This window comes from Pseudomonas reactans, from assembly GCF_013385825.1.
Taxonomy (GTDB): domain Bacteria; phylum Pseudomonadota; class Gammaproteobacteria; order Pseudomonadales; family Pseudomonadaceae; genus Aquipseudomonas; species Aquipseudomonas reactans.
On record NZ_JACAPG010000010.1, the window covers coordinates 166,446 to 180,156 of the forward strand.

Annotated in this window: 17 protein-coding genes; 13 read left to right on the forward strand and 4 right to left on the reverse strand. The window is 63.0% G+C overall.

The window, feature by feature from the left end; translation table 11 throughout:
* Positions 1 to 2 precede the first annotated feature (2 nt).
* From HX868_RS11415 to HX868_RS11430, 4 genes are all read left to right on the forward strand, one after another.
* The gene (locus HX868_RS11415) at positions 3 to 398 is read left to right on the forward strand and encodes a hotdog family protein (protein ID WP_177002928.1); all 396 of its coding nucleotides are present in this window, start codon (positions 3 to 5) and stop codon (positions 396 to 398) included.
* A 51-nt stretch (positions 399 to 449) separates the two neighbouring features.
* Positions 450 to 935 (forward strand): hypothetical protein, encoded by a 486-nt coding sequence (locus tag HX868_RS11420; RefSeq protein ID WP_177002929.1) that lies wholly within the window; start codon positions 450 to 452, stop codon positions 933 to 935.
* Entirely contained in the window at positions 935 to 2,320 is a 1,386-nt protein-coding gene (locus tag HX868_RS11425; protein ID WP_177002930.1) for a tripartite tricarboxylate transporter permease, read from the forward strand. The genes HX868_RS11420 and HX868_RS11425 overlap by 1 nt, the downstream gene beginning before the upstream one ends.
* 89 nt (positions 2,321 to 2,409) lie before the next feature.
* Positions 2,410 to 3,654, forward strand: coding sequence for an OprD family porin (locus HX868_RS11430; RefSeq protein WP_177002931.1), 1,245 nt, complete (start codon positions 2,410 to 2,412; stop codon positions 3,652 to 3,654).
* On the opposite strand, the gene HX868_RS11435 is transcribed toward HX868_RS11430, so the two are convergent.
* A complete protein-coding gene (locus HX868_RS11435; protein ID WP_177002932.1) occupies positions 3,655 to 3,966 on the reverse strand; it encodes a hypothetical protein in 312 nt (103 codons plus the stop codon). It abuts the gene before it with no gap.
* A 201-nt stretch (positions 3,967 to 4,167) separates the two neighbouring features.
* Between HX868_RS11435 and HX868_RS11440 the strand changes: the two genes are divergently transcribed.
* Genes HX868_RS11440 through HX868_RS11450 form a run of 3 tightly spaced genes read left to right on the forward strand, consistent with a single transcriptional unit; the run spans position 4,168 to position 6,333 of the window.
* Positions 4,168 to 4,827: a TonB family protein gene (locus tag HX868_RS11440; protein ID WP_177002933.1), complete on the forward strand. Its 660-nt coding sequence runs from the start codon at positions 4,168 to 4,170 to the stop codon at positions 4,825 to 4,827.
* The gene (locus HX868_RS11445; RefSeq protein WP_016980117.1) at positions 4,824 to 5,369 is read left to right on the forward strand and encodes an RNA polymerase sigma factor; all 546 of its coding nucleotides are present in this window, start codon (positions 4,824 to 4,826) and stop codon (positions 5,367 to 5,369) included. Before HX868_RS11440 ends, HX868_RS11445 begins: the two co-directional genes overlap by 4 nt.
* 37 nt (positions 5,370 to 5,406) lie before the next feature.
* The gene (locus HX868_RS11450; protein ID WP_177002934.1) at positions 5,407 to 6,333 is read left to right on the forward strand and encodes a FecR family protein; all 927 of its coding nucleotides are present in this window, start codon (positions 5,407 to 5,409) and stop codon (positions 6,331 to 6,333) included.
* Here HX868_RS11450 and HX868_RS11455 read toward each other — a convergent pair.
* Together HX868_RS11455 and gspH are read right to left on the reverse strand one after the other, a co-directional pair.
* Positions 6,330 to 6,950 carry a prepilin-type N-terminal cleavage/methylation domain-containing protein gene (locus HX868_RS11455; RefSeq protein WP_177002935.1) on the reverse strand — a complete coding sequence of 207 codons (621 nt, stop codon included), beginning with the start codon at positions 6,948 to 6,950 and terminating at the stop codon, positions 6,330 to 6,332. The genes HX868_RS11450 and HX868_RS11455 overlap by 4 nt on opposite strands.
* Positions 6,947 to 7,399 carry a type II secretion system minor pseudopilin GspH gene (gspH, locus tag HX868_RS11460; RefSeq protein WP_177002936.1) on the reverse strand — a complete coding sequence of 151 codons (453 nt, stop codon included), beginning with the start codon at positions 7,397 to 7,399 and terminating at the stop codon, positions 6,947 to 6,949. Before gspH ends, HX868_RS11455 begins: the two co-directional genes overlap by 4 nt.
* 93 nt (positions 7,400 to 7,492) lie before the next feature.
* On the opposite strand from gspH, the gene HX868_RS11465 reads away from it, so the two are divergent.
* Positions 7,493 to 7,924 (forward strand): type II secretion system protein N, encoded by a 432-nt coding sequence (locus HX868_RS11465; RefSeq protein ID WP_177002937.1) that lies wholly within the window; start codon positions 7,493 to 7,495, stop codon positions 7,922 to 7,924.
* Here the strand turns inward: HX868_RS11465 and gspI are convergent.
* On the reverse strand, positions 7,911 to 8,276 hold the full coding sequence (gene gspI / locus HX868_RS11470; RefSeq protein ID WP_177002938.1) for a type II secretion system minor pseudopilin GspI: 366 nt from the start codon (positions 8,274 to 8,276) through the stop codon (positions 7,911 to 7,913). The genes HX868_RS11465 and gspI overlap by 14 nt on opposite strands.
* A 148-nt stretch (positions 8,277 to 8,424) precedes the next feature.
* Here gspI and gspG point away from each other — a divergent pair, with 148 nt between their 5' ends.
* From gspG to gspD, 5 genes are read left to right on the forward strand one after another with little or no spacing between them, the layout of a single operon-like run.
* A complete protein-coding gene (gspG, locus tag HX868_RS11475; protein ID WP_016980111.1) occupies positions 8,425 to 8,874 on the forward strand; it encodes a type II secretion system major pseudopilin GspG in 450 nt (149 codons plus the stop codon).
* An 8-nt stretch (positions 8,875 to 8,882) separates the two neighbouring features.
* Positions 8,883 to 9,752 carry a type II secretion system minor pseudopilin GspK gene (gspK, locus tag HX868_RS11480; RefSeq protein ID WP_177002939.1) on the forward strand — a complete coding sequence of 290 codons (870 nt, stop codon included), beginning with the start codon at positions 8,883 to 8,885 and terminating at the stop codon, positions 9,750 to 9,752.
* Complete coding sequence (gspL, locus tag HX868_RS11485) at positions 9,749 to 10,807, forward strand: type II secretion system protein GspL (RefSeq protein ID WP_177002940.1); 1,059 nt, start codon at positions 9,749 to 9,751, stop codon at positions 10,805 to 10,807. Before gspK ends, gspL begins: the two co-directional genes overlap by 4 nt.
* Complete coding sequence (gspM, locus tag HX868_RS11490; RefSeq protein WP_177002941.1) at positions 10,800 to 11,312, forward strand: type II secretion system protein GspM; 513 nt, start codon at positions 10,800 to 10,802, stop codon at positions 11,310 to 11,312. Before gspL ends, gspM begins: the two co-directional genes overlap by 8 nt.
* On the forward strand, positions 11,309 to 13,576 hold the full coding sequence (gene gspD / locus HX868_RS11495; protein WP_177002942.1) for a type II secretion system secretin GspD: 2,268 nt from the start codon (positions 11,309 to 11,311) through the stop codon (positions 13,574 to 13,576). The genes gspM and gspD overlap by 4 nt, the downstream gene beginning before the upstream one ends.
* Positions 13,577 to 13,711: the final 135 nt, after the last annotated feature.

The following is a 13,711-nucleotide window of genomic DNA, read 5'->3' on the forward strand; positions in this document are numbered from 1 at the left end:
CCATGCCCCCGATCGAAATCGGCCAGGCGTTGCCCGAACGCCAATACTCACCGGGTACGGTCCAGTTGTTCCTGTACAACGCGGCGATCTGGAACGCACACCGCATTCACTACGACCTGGCCTACGCCCGGGAAAGCGAGGGCCACCCGGCGCTGTTGGTGGACGGCCCGTTGCAGGGTGACTGGTTGACGCAGTTGCTCTACGACTGGATGGAGGACGCGGACGAACTGGTGGCGTTCGAGTACAGCAACCGTCGCGCCGCCTATGTGGGCGATGTGTTTACCGCCAAGGGTGAAATCCAGGCGGTGGAGGGCAACTGCATCACGTTGCTGTTGCAGCTAGTCAATCAACAGGGCCAGGCGACCACGGTGGGTCGCGCCACGGTTCGCAAGACCTGAAGCTTCACCCCCCTTATAAAAACAACAAGCCCGAAAGGGCCGGAGGGCACCATGCAGCAACCCCTTTTACCGCCGGACAAGCAACACCTGTATGAAGTCTGGGGCGACACCATTGACGCGCGTCACCTGGCGCTGTCCATTGGCATTGGCGCAGTGGTCAGCCTCGGCGCGTATTTTGCGGCGCAACACCTGTTGCACTACGTGGTGGAGTCGGCGCAGATGGCGCGTGCCTACGCCATGTTGATCGGCATTCTCGGCTGTCTCGCCGGCGGCGCGATCAGTGCCAGGCTGTTTGCGCCCAAGCGCGATGTACAGGAAAACGTCGCCGACCAGAGCTTTCGCGAGCAAGTGGTGGCCGATCTGCTCAAGGAGTACGGCAGCCTGGGACGCCTGGAAGACCTGTCCGCCGAGGTGATCGCGGAACTGCGTGAATTGGAGCTGTATGAGTTGTTCCGCGAAGCCCAGGCTCGCGAAGAAAATGTGCCCGTCGCGGCGGCGCCCGTACTTACGGCCAGCCTCAGCGGAGGGCGTGGGTGATGGACATCTTGTTGCATGAAATCATGATGGCCTTCGCCCTCGGGCTGCTCGGCGCGGTAGTGTTTGCCGCCATCGGCCTGGTCTCCGGTACTGACGAAACCACCACCCTGGCGCCCCTGACCATGCTGGTGGTGCTCCTCGGTGCGCCTCCAGCCGGGGTGCTGACGTTCTTTCTCGCTGGAGCCGTCGCCAAGCACATGACCCATGCCGTGCCCACCGCGTTGCTGGGGATTCCCGGCGACACTTCGGCCACGGCGTTGCTTGCCGATGCGAACTACCTGCGCAAGCTCGGTGTGCCGCATATAGCCCTGCGCAAGATGATCTCCGGCGGAGCGGTGGCGGCCTTGATTGCGGTGCCGTTGTCGGTGCTGTTCGCCGTGTTGCTGGCGCCGTTTGGCGGGGTGATCAAGCAGTTCGCGCCTTGGGTGTTTCTGTGCGCTGCATTTACCATCGCCTACTTCTCGGCGGGCCGTTGGGCCGCAGTGCTGGCTCTGGTGCCGTTCGTGGTGGTGATCGTGGCGCTGCAATCGCTGACGGGGCAATACGGGGTCAAGCTGTCGGTGAGCTACTTCCTGGGTATTGCCGTGGCGCCGCTGATTGCCTCGCTGTTTTCGCTATTGGCTCCCAGCGAGCGCCAGCGCATGCGGCGCGATCAGTACCGGGTGTTTTCCCTGGCACCGGACGTGAAGGGCTGGAGTGGCTATTTCCCCAACCCGTTCAAGGTCATCAACCCGCGCCAGGTGCGTGTGACGGCCATGGCCGCCAGCGTGTCCAGCGCTACCTTCGTGTTCAGCCCTGTGGCGATGACGGTGATCATGGGCGAAGTGATTGGTTCGCGGATCAAGCATGCCTATGACCGCCTGACCACGGTGATCACCGCGCGCAACGGGGTGACCGAGTCGACCTACATCGCTGAAACTCTGATCCCGCTGATGGCATTCGGTTTGCCCCTGAGCCCGGTGGCAGCGGGCCCGGCTGCGCCGTTGTTCAACGCGCCACCACGGTTTTTCGTCGACAACGCCACCGGTGAAATCAACAACCTGCATAACCTGCTCAACACCTGGGAGTTCCTCGGCTACGGCATGCTTGCGGTGATCGTGGCGATCCTGGTGGCTTACCCCTTCACCATGAACTTCGCCCACGGCGCGGCGGCTTATGTGGTGCGCAAGATCAGTCATGAGGCGGTGATTGCGACCTTTATCGGCCTGGTGCTGGTGATCGGTATCTGGGAAGGCGGGCTGCTCGGGCTAATGGTGATCATCACCGTGGGCTTGCTCGGCGGGTTCCTGGCGCGCTTCCTGGGGTTCAACATCGGCGTGCAATTCATGGGCTACTACACCGCGGTCCTGACGGTGCCTGCAATCATCGCGCTGACCGGCCACTAAACCCGCAACACCTCGCCTCAACACTCTAGCCAGCAGATACCGGTTATCTGCGACGGGAGGCGTTTGCCTCCCAGAAAGGAATAATAAAAATGAAGATCCTTTTGCGCTCCAACCCTGTTGTGTTCACTTGCCTTGTCTTCAGCGCCGCCAGCAGTTACGCCGATGGCTTCCTGGAAGACGGCAAAGCCTCGCTGAACCTGCGTAATTTTTACCTGAACCGCAACTTTGTCGATGGCAACTACCCCCAGGCCAAGGCTGAGGAGTGGACCCAGAGCTTTATCCTTGACGCGCGCTCCGGCTACACAGCAGGCGTGGTCGGCTTTGGTGTGGACGTGCTGGGGCTATATTCGCTGAAGCTCGATGGCGGCAAAGGCACCGCCAATACCCAATTGCTGCCGGTGCATGACGATGGGCGCCCGGCGGACGATTTCGGCCGGCTCGGCGTGGCGTTCAAGGCCAAGCTGTCGAACACCGAACTCAAGGCCGGTGAATGGGCGCCGACTTTGCCGGTGCTGCGTTCTGACGATGGCCGCTCGCTGACCCAGACCTTTCGCGGCGCGCAGTTGACCTCGAAAGAATTCAGCGGCGTGACCCTTTACGGCGGCCAATTCCGCGCCAACAGCCCACGTAACGATGCCAGCATGGAAGACATGTTCATGGCCGGTCGCCCGGATGTCACCTCCGACCGCTTCAACTTCGGCGGTGCCGAGTACCTGTTCAACGACAAAAAAACCCAGGTCGGCGCCTGGTATTCAGAACTGGCCGACATCTACCAGCAACGCTATTTCAACTTGACCCACAGCCAACCCGTGGGCGGCTGGGTGTTGGGCGCCAACCTGGGGTTCTTCTCCGGTGAAGAGAACGGCAAGGCATTGGCCGGCAACCTGGAGAACCGCGCTTTATCGGCCATGCTTTCGGCCAAAACCGGCGCTCATACGGTCTATGTCGGGCTGCAACGGATGTCCGGCGACAACGGCTGGATGCGCGTCAATGGTACCGCCGGCACCAGCCTGGCCAATGACAGCTACAACTCCAGCTACGACGCCGCCAAAGAGCGCTCCTGGCAACTGCGCTACGACTATGACTTCGCCGCCCAAGGCTTGCCTGGCCTGACGCTGATGACACGCTATATCCGCGGCAGCAATGCCCACGTCGGCGCACGTACCGACGGTGAAGAATGGGGGCGCGAATCAGAGTTGGCCTATGTGGTGCAGAGCGGACCGGCCAAAAACCTCAATGTGCGCTGGCGCAATTCGACCTTGCGTCGGGACTTCAGCACCAATGAGTTCGATGAAAACCGCTTGATCATCAGTTACCCGCTGTCATTGCTGTAGTCAGGGCCGCTGCGGTTTCACCGACGTCCCGAACGTGTTGCCCATGCGCACGCTGGTCGCCGCCGGGGTGGATAAACCCACCGCGTTCGGCGGCCGTTTTTCCACGGGGATGTTCTGGGCTTCGCGGTTTTTCTTCGCCGCCTTGGTCGCATTGGTATCGTTGCCCATCTGCTGGCTGAGGCAGCCATAGTCGGGCGCCTTGTAGCCATCCACGCTGACTTCTGCGCACGTGCCGGCAGCGTTTTCGGCTTGGGCGAGCACGGGCATGGCAGCGCACAGCAACAGGCTGGCGAGGGTCGGTAACAGCTTCATCGGGCCTCCTGGCAGGCCCTGAGGAGTGGGCCACTAAGGCTTGAAAGTGTAGTGCAGCGGGCTTCTCGTCACCGTGATGTTTTTTTTGCTATCACCGTAACATCAGGTTCATAAACTGGCCTCAGGATGACGGTTTTCTAGGGCGCGTCGGCCGTGCAGCGATGCAGAGCAGGGGGTGAACAGGGAGTCTGGAGGCGCGTCATGTGCGCCCTGGTCTTGCTGTTGCTGCTGGCCGGCGGTCGTGCGGCGCAGGCAGAGTCACTGCTGCTGTCGTTGGACCTGCCGGCGCAAGACCTGGAGCACGCACTGCAAGCCTACAGCCGCGCCACCGGGATGGCGGTGCTGGTGGACCGCGAGTTGACGCGGGGCCGGCGCTCCATCGGGGTACGCGGGCGCTTTACGGCGCAAGAAGCACTGGCGATGTTGCTGACAGGGAGTGGCCTGATGGCACGTTATGCACGCAGCGATGCGTTTACCTTGCAGACCCCGCAGGTCAGCCAGCCACCGCCCACAAAAGGGGCGGCGACACGCAGCGCCGCGCGGATCAACAACAGCTACGCGACGGCATTGCAGCAAGCCATCGAGACCAGCTTGTGCCGCTCGCCGCTGACCCGGCCCGGCAGTTTTCGGGCATTGGTGCAGGTATGGGTCAACCCAAACGGGGTGATTGAACACAGTCGGCTGGTCAGCTCCACCGGCGATGAACAACGCGATGAAGCACTGGTACGCAGCCTGAGTGCAGCCCGGGTCCAACGCCCGGCGCCGAGTTCACTGCGCCAACCGGTGACTTTACTTCTGATGCCTGACACAACAGGAACACGCATGGAATGCACAGCAGCGAAAGGAACCTGGGGCGGATGAAAAATACCGGGCACAGTACGATGGTCAGCTTGTTCCTGGCCTCCTACGAAGACTTCAAGGTGCGTTTGCGCAAGCGCCTGGGCTCGGAAGACCTGGCCAACGACGTGCTGCACGAAACCTACCTGCGGGTCGACCGCATGGACGTGCCGCCCAACCTGCAACAGCCCAACGCCTACCTGTACCGCATGGCCCTGAACATCGCCGCTGACCGCCGCCAGGCCGATGCGCGCCTGCTCACCGGCAGTGAAGTGGAGGAACTGCTGCAAAGCGCCGACGAAGCCCAGGACCCGTCGCGGGTGGTGGGCGGCCAGAAAGAAATCCAGTCGCTGGTCAAGGCCCTCTACGAGTTGCCGGCACGCCGCCGCAAAATCCTCATCGCCGCGCGCCTGGAAGAGGCGCCGCACCTGGAGATTTCCCAGCGTTTCGGCATCTCCACGCGCATGGTCGAGAAGGAAATCAAGGCCGCCCTGGGCCACTGTGCCAAGCGCCTCGAAAGAAAAGTGATTCAGCGGTTCGGTCCCGGGGCCGGAAAACCGTCTTAGTGTCGAGTCCCTGATAAATCCGTGAGTACGTGCGCGCTTGAATATTTTCAGCTTCCCCAACGCCCGGCCATCCGCCGCCAGCCCCCTGCACGATGAAGCCCGCGATTGGCTGCTCCTGCTGACCTCGGGCCGCGCCACCGTGGCCGATGCCAAGGCGCTCAAGGCCTGGTGCGCGCAGAGCCCGGAGCATGCCCAGGCATTCGAGCAGGCCAAGGTGCTGTGGCAAAACCTCACACCGGCCCTCGACCAGGTGGCGCAACCACGCAGCTTTGGTCGGCGAGCGTTCCTCGGTGGCGCGATTGCCGCTTCGGCAGCCGTGGTGATGGTGCGCGTCGGCGTGCCGGGTGGCTTTGCCGGGCTCACGGCGGACTATCGCACCGAAGTCGGTGAGCAGCGCCAAGTGCTGTTGAGCGAAGGGATCAGCCTGGAACTCAACACCCAGACCCGCATCAGTCGGGTGGGGCAGGGCATTGAACTGGTCGAAGGTGAAGTCGAAGTGATCGCCCACGTTGCCCAACCGCTCAAGGTACAGGCTGGCGACGGCTGGGTGAGCGCGGCGCAGGCACGCTTCAACGTGCGCAACACCGACCACAACGTGTGCGTGACTTGTATCGAGGGCTCGCTCTCGGTGGATATCGCCGGACGCAGTGTGCGCTTGGATGGCGGTCGGCAACTGACCTACGGCATTGCTGGCGTCAGTGAAGTGACCACGGTAGACACCCAGGCGGTCGTGGCCTGGCGTGAACAGATTTTGGTGTTCAACAACGCCACGCTGGCGACGGTGGTGGATGAGATCAACCGCTACCGGCCGGGCATGCTGTTATTGCTCAACAAAGAACTGGGCCAGCGCCGGGTGCAGGCGCGGTTCAGTTTGCAGCAGTTGGCGGGCGTGGCGTTGTTGATTCGCGATGCGTATGGGGCCAAGTGCACGGAGTTGCCGGGTGGGGTGGTGTTGTTGAGTTAATTCAAAGACCTCAACGGCCCCACCACCTGCCGATACTTTTCCATGCCCTGCGGCGTCTGCCGCAACAAACTGATTTCCAGTCCCAGCGGATCTTCCCGACGATTTCCACTCAACTGTCGCCAGCCTTTATCCGCTTCCCACACCCGCACCTGCAAGTCACTCACCCCCGTCAATACCACCACCCCATCCTTGGCTGCGGGCAGTGGATATCGGTCCCGTGCCGGAGCGGCTGCGCGATACAGTGAGTCGCCCTTGAGCCACCAGCGCACGCGTTGCAGCCCATCCCCGGCCATCGGAGCGCTGCGGATCACGTCCAGCCTGAAGCCCTTGCTGTCGGAGCTGCGCACGGTCACGGCGGCCAGCCCTTCGGTTTTGGGCGCCTCGTCTTGCGCCACATCGGTGGCGACCAGCTCAACACTGGCGCGCAAGCTGATGTCGCGCTGCATCTGGTTCAGTGCCCGCAGCAGCACCTCCGTCTGCTCACTGCTCGCCTGCAAATGCTGATCAGCGCGCGTCACGCTGTCCAGCCCGCGCCAGGCAATCAAGCTGACCACCGCCATGAGCATGATCGCCACCATTACTTCGATCAGGGTGAAGCCTTTCTGGGAGGTGTTCATGGTTGACTCACTACGCGCATCAAGCCGGCGGCGTCGCGTTGCAGGCTGAGGCTGTGTTGCCCGTCGGACAGCACCACCCGCAGTGGTGGGTTGATCCATTCGGCATTGAGCACCAGGGCTTGCCGGGGTTCGATGTTGATCTGCATGGGCGTGCTTTCCCAGAGACGCGGCCGCAGTTGGGTGTCGCCCTGGAAAGACTCCACGCTCGTCCCGTCATCGCTACGGCGGTTGAAGCGAAAGCCCTTGGCATCCGCACGCCAGGTGATGGGACGGCCGTCGGCGTGGGCTTCGGCCTGGGCGATTTGCAGCAACTGGCTCAGGCGCTCGGCGTCTTTGCGCAGCAGGTGCAGCGGGTCGGGTTTGATCGTGAGGCTGATGGCGGCGCTGGCGATGCCGATGATCACCAGCACCACCATCAGCTCGATCAGGGTGAAACCTTGCTGTTTCATCGCGGGCTTCCTGGAGAACTGGGGAGTCTGTGAAATAAAAGCGTGCGAATTGATCTGTAGGCTGGAGCGACGGACAAACAGGAGGTCCTCCCCATGGCATTTGCCCCTCGTTTCACCCTGGCCCACGGCGTGCAGGCGCTGGGTGTACTGGCTTCCCTGGCGGGCGTGGCGGTATGGACGCCGCTGCTGCTGACCACGGCAGAATCCCACACGCCCCAAGCCACGCCCCAGGCACTCGCGGCGCGCAGCGATAACCCGGCGCTGCAATGGTTTTCCAATGCGCCGACGGCGCTGCAGGTGAAGGTCACGGGTGTGCTGGCGGGTGCCCGTGGTGCGGTGGCGATCCTCAGTCTCAACGACGGGCCGCCGCGCAGCTTTCTATTGGGCGAGCGGCTCAGCCCCGGCGTGCGATTGACGGCCATCGAAGGCGATGGAGTCGAGATCGAGCGCGGTGGCGAGAAGCTGCGCGTCAACCTCGACAAATTGCCGGAAGGGCCTGCGCTGCCGCTGCTCACTCGGCCATGACCTGGGTGTCCAGCCGCGCCAGGGGTGGCGCTTCGCGGCTGGCGTCGAGCACCTGCAGGTTGACCTGAAACAGGCGGCCATCGGCGTTGATGGTCTGCTCGCAACGCAATTTCAGGCGGCCTTGATCGCACTCGACGGTCTTCTTGCCGCTGCGCAAGTGGCCCTCCAGGCGCAGTTCTGCCAGGCGACTCTGCGCTGCCAGCAACGCGATCGATTTATCCCGCAGCAAGCCGTTGCTCTGGGTCATCAACCCAGCCACGCGCACGGCGGCGGCCATGGCCACGGCGATGATCGCCAGGGCCACCAGCACCTCGATCAGGGTAAAACCTTGCTCCTTGCGACGGCCGTACATGGCGCTCTCAAAGCCGGGAAACAGGCCCGCAGACTAGCGCCGGCAGTTGACCGATTAGCGACCGAAACTCCCGAGGATTTTCAATACGACTGACATGTGTTCTTGCAACACTGCGGCTCGAATTGCACTCAAGCCAAGGAATGTCGAGATGGATATCGCGCGCCTAACGTCCCCATTGCCAGGCCCTCGCGGGCAGCGTGGCTTCACCTTGATCGAGATCATGGTGGTGGTGGTCATCCTCGGGATCCTGGCCGCCATGGTGGTGCCCAAGGTGCTGGACCGGCCGGACCAGGCACGGGCCACGGCGGCCAAGCAGGACATTGGTGGGTTGATGCAGGCGCTGAAACTCTATCGCCTCGACCACGGTTCCTACCCCAGCATGAACCAGGGATTGAAAGTGCTGGTGGAGCGCCCGGCGGACGCGAAGAACAGCAACTGGCGCGCCTACCTGGAACGGTTGCCCAACGACCCATGGGGCAACCCTTATCACTACCTCAACCCAGGCGCCAACGGTGAAGTGGATGTGTTCTCCCTTGGTGCCGACGGCCAGCCGGATGGCGAGGGTGTGAATGCCGATATCGGCTCCTGGCAGCTGTAAGGCCCAGCATGAAACGGTATTCGCCCCCAGCGGCGAAGCAGCGCGGCATGGCGATTATCAGCGCCTTGCTGATCGCCGCAGTGGTTGCGGTATTGGCCGGCGCCATGCTCACGCGCCAGACCGTGTTCACCCGTGGTCTGGAAGCCGAGCAATTGCGCATCCAGGGCCAATGGCTGTTGCAGGGTGGCCTTGAGCGCAGCCGACAGATGCTCTGGGATGCACGCCAGAAGGACGTGCTGACGCGCCTCGATCAACCCTGGGCCCGCGTTCAACGCGGCGTCTTTGAGGGGCGGATCGAGGACGAGCAAGGCAAGTTCAACTTGCGCAATCTGGTCAATCGCCAGCAGGTGGATGCTGATCAATTGCAGAGCTTCGAACGGCTGTGCCGACTGATCGGTGTCGATCCGGCGGTGAGCCGGCGCATCAGCCAGCGGGTGATTGCTTCTTATGAGCCGCCTGCCAAATACCCGATGCTGCGCAGCCTGGATGACCTGAGTGGCATCGAAGGGCTCGACCCCGTCGTGCTGCAGCGCATGCAGGCCTATATCAGCGTGTTGCCCGGCCAGACTTGGGTCAACGGCAACACCGCCAGTGCCGAAGTGCTCAGCGCGGTGGTGCCGCAGCTCAGTCTGTCCCAGGCCCATGGGTTGGTGGCCGAGCGCGACAGCGGGCAGTGGTTCATCAACCGTGGGGATTTCGTCAACCGTTTGCGTTTACCTCAGGTGGAGGTGGATTCGGTGCACGTGGGCATTACCAGCGAATGGTTTCGCGTGCAGGGCCAGGCCAGGCGGGAGCAGCGGCGGGTGACGCTTGATGCTTTGCTGCATCGTCCCGAAGACCGTCAGCCACGCGTGATCTGGTCGCGGGTGGGCGTATGAAACGCTTGCGCATTGGCTTGCCGCCGCTGGATCAATTGACCGCCGAAAGCCAGGTCACGTTTGCCTGGCTGGAGCGTGGCGTGGTGGTTGAAGAGGGTTATTCGAGCCTGGCGCAACTGGCCAAGTCCCGCCAGGCCGTCGACTGTTTCCTGCACCCGCGCGACAGCCTGCTCACCAGCCTGGAGTTGCCACCATTGCCTGCTGCGAAAACGGCTGCGGCGGTGGCCTGTGCGGCGCAGGCGCTGATCCTCGGCCCGGCGGAGCAGATGCAGGTGGCCCACGGCCCGCGCGAAAGTGATGGGCGCGTACAGGTCGCTTGGGTACCCAAGGCCGGGTTGGAGCGGATTGCCCAATTGCCATTCAAGCTGCGCGGCCTGTACCCGGCGCCCTTTGCCTTGCCGGTGGGCGCTGCGGCGTTGGATGACGGCTATCTGTTGACACGTGACAGCCTGCAACAAGGCACGGTGCATCCGCTCGGCTTGCAGGCGCTGGATATACCACTGGTTGAAGCGGCGCAGCGTTGGAGTGGAGCGGTACCCCCGTGGGGCTTGCACGGCCGTCTGCGTCAACCTTCGACTGTTGGATGGGGCAGGGCGCTCGCGTGTGTCGCGCTCGCCACCGCCATCTGGGCCCTCGGCCTCAACCTGTATGCCGCGCGCCAGGTCGAGGAAGGCCAGCGCTTCAAAGCATTGATGAGCCAGCAGGTGCGCCAGGCGTTTCCCGAATTGCCGGTGGTGCTCAACCCCTTGCAGCAAGCCCGTCAGCAATTGGCCGCACGCCAGAGCGGTGCCGCTGCTGATCCCGGCCAACGCTTCATCAGCCTGCTGCAATTGGCGGGTAGCAACCTGCCGTTTATGGTCGGCAGCGTCGACAGCCTGAGCTTTGAACAGGGCCGATTGCATGTGGAATTGCTCGCCGACAGCCGTAACCCGACCGCCGAAGGTGAGTGGCAGGCGGCGTTGGCCCAGGCCGGTTTCACCGCCAGCCGCGATGAGCATGCCTGGACGATTGCCCCGGCCCAGGCCGCAGAAAAGCCAGGAGCCGGCGATGAATAAAGTGCAGCGACTGCGCAGCCAGGCCCAAGTGCTCTGGAACGGCCTGGCCCTGCGCGAAAAACGCCTGCTCGGTGGTGCCGGGCTGGTGCTGGCGAGCTTGCTGACCTGGCTGGTGCTGGTGCAGCCCGCGCTGAAGAAGATCGATTACTGGCAGGCCGAAACCCCCAAGCTGCGCGCCCAGGCCGCAGCCTTGCAGGTGCTGTTGCAGGATGTCGCCGCGCCCCGTCAGGGCGACGAAACCACGCTGCGCCAGGCCTTGGATGGCGCGGGTCTGCAAGGCCATTACCAGTTGCAGGCGCTGGAACCCACGGGTTGGCGGCTGACCTTCGACAACGCGCCGGCCGATGCCGTGGTGGGTTGGTTGCTGGGCAACACCCGTTCGTTTTCCCTGGAGGTGTCCGAGGCGCGATTGCAGCGCAGCCTCGACACCGTCGACAACTCGGCCGGCACTGTGTCCGGGACCGTTCGCATGGATCAGGCGCTTGGCGCTAAGGAAGCTTCATGAAGTGGTCAGTTCCCCCGTTTCGTCTGGTCGCGCCGTTGCTGGTGCTGGCCCTGAGTGCGTGCAGCAGCCAGGAGGCCACTAAGCCGTTGCTGGTAGACAGCGAACTTGGCCAACCGCTTGCTGATACGCGCAGCAGCGGCGAGACCTTGCAGGATCGCCTGCGCGAACCGGCCCCCAAGGCGCCCGTGCAACACCGGGTCACCAACAGCGCACGCGGCCATGCCCCGGCGGTGGTCAAGGCACGCAACCCATTGGGTGACCAGCCAGTCCAGCTCAACTTCGTCGACGCCGATATCCAGGCGGTGGTCCGCGCGCTGTCCCGCGCCACCGGCCAACAATTCCTGGTAGACCCGCGTGTGAAGGGCAACCTCACCCTGGTCAGCGAAGGCCAGGTGCCGGCGCATCAGGCCTACGACATGCTGCTGGCGGCGCTGCGCATGCAGGGCTTCAGCGTGGTTGACGTCGGCGGCGTGGCCCAGGTGGTGCCCGAAGCCGATGCCAAATTGCTCGGTGGGCCGATCTACAGCGCCGGCAGCAGCGGCATGCAGACCCGCACCTTCCGCCTGCAATATGAGAACGCAGTGAACCTGATCCCGGTGCTGCGCCCCATCGTGTCGCCGAACAACCCGATCAACGCCTACCCCGGCAACAACAGCATCGTGATCACCGACTACGCGGAAAACCTGGCGCGGGTGGCGCAGATCATCAACGGCATCGACACGCCCAGCGCCATCGACACCGACGTGGTGATGGTGCAGAACGGCATCGCCGTGGACATCGCGGCCATGGTCTCCGAACTGCTCGAAACCCAGGGCGCCGACCAGACCCAGAAGATCAACGTGATCGGCGACCCGCGCTCCAACTCGATCATCATCCGCTCCGGCAGCCCGGAGCGCACTGAGCTGGCGCGTAACCTGATCTACAAGCTCGACAACGCCCAGAGCAACCCCAGCAACATGCACGTGGTGTACTTGCGTAACGCCCAGGCGGGTAAATTGGCGCAGTCGCTGCGCGGGTTGCTGACCGGTGAAAGCGATTCCGGCGTCAGCGACGACGCGCGTGGCAAGCTCAGCGCCATGGGCGGCAATGGCAAGAACACCCAAGGTGCGAGCAACGCGCAAAACAGCAGCGGCACACCCACCGGCAGTGGTGTGCAATCCGGTTATGGTCAATCCACGGGTTCAACCGACACCGCCAGTGGTACGTCCAAAGATCAGGACACCGCGTTCAGCGCCGGGGGCGTGACCATCCAGGCCGACGCCACCACCAACACCTTGCTGATCTCTGCACCGGACCCGTTGTACCGCAACCTGCGTGAAGTCATCGACATGCTCGACCAGCGCCGCGCCCAGGTGGTGATCGAAAGCCTGATCGTGGAAGTCGGCGAAGACGATGCCACTGAGTTTGGCGTGCAGTGGCAGGCCGGGAACCTCGGTGGCAAGGGCGGGTTTGGTGGCGTGAACCTCGGCGGCAGTGGCGTGAACAGCACGCCGACCAGCAAGACCAGTATCGATGTCTTGCCCAAGGGCCTGAACGTGGGGTTGGTCAATGGCACCGTGGATATTCCCGGTATCGGCAAGGTGCTCGACCTCAAGGTGTTGGCGCGTGCGTTGAAGAGCAAGGGTGGCACCAACATTCTGTCCACGCCCAACCTGCTGACCCTGGACAACGAAGCAGCGAGTATTTTTGTGGGGCAGACGATTCCGTTTGTCACCGGCAGTTATGTGACTGGCGGCGGGGGCACCAGCAACAACCCGTTTCAGACGGTGCAGCGTGAGGAGGTGGGGCTGAAGCTGAATGTGCGGCCGCAGATTTCCGAAGGCGGTACGGTGAAGCTGGATATCTATCAGGAGGTCAGTACGGTTGATGCGCGGGCTTCGGTGGAGGCCGGGACGGTGACCAACAAGCGGGCGATCGATACCAGTATTTTGCTGGATGACGGGCAGATCATGGTGCTCGGTGGGTTGCTGCAGGATGGGTATAGCCAGAGTAATGATGCGGTGCCGTGGTTGTCGGATATTCCGGGGTTGGGGGCGTTGTTCAGGAATGAAAAGCGCAGTGTGAACAAGACCAATCTGATGGTGTTTTTGCGGCCTTACATTATTCGGGACAGTGGGGCGGGGCGCAGTATTACGTTGAATCGATATGAGTTTATGCGGCGGGCGCAAGGGGGGTTGCAGCCGGAGCATAGTTGGGCGATGCCGGATGTGCAGGCGCCGCAGTTGCCTTCGGTGGAGAAGGCGATTCCTCGGGGGCGGCCTTGAAGGTCTTGACTGTGTACATATCCGTTGCTGCGGTAACGGCGGCTTATGGTTCCGCTCTTACAGCGGGTCACTTTTGGAAGGACCCAAAAGTAACCAAAAGGTCCTCGCCCCACCACTCGGCACCTCGCTTAGGCT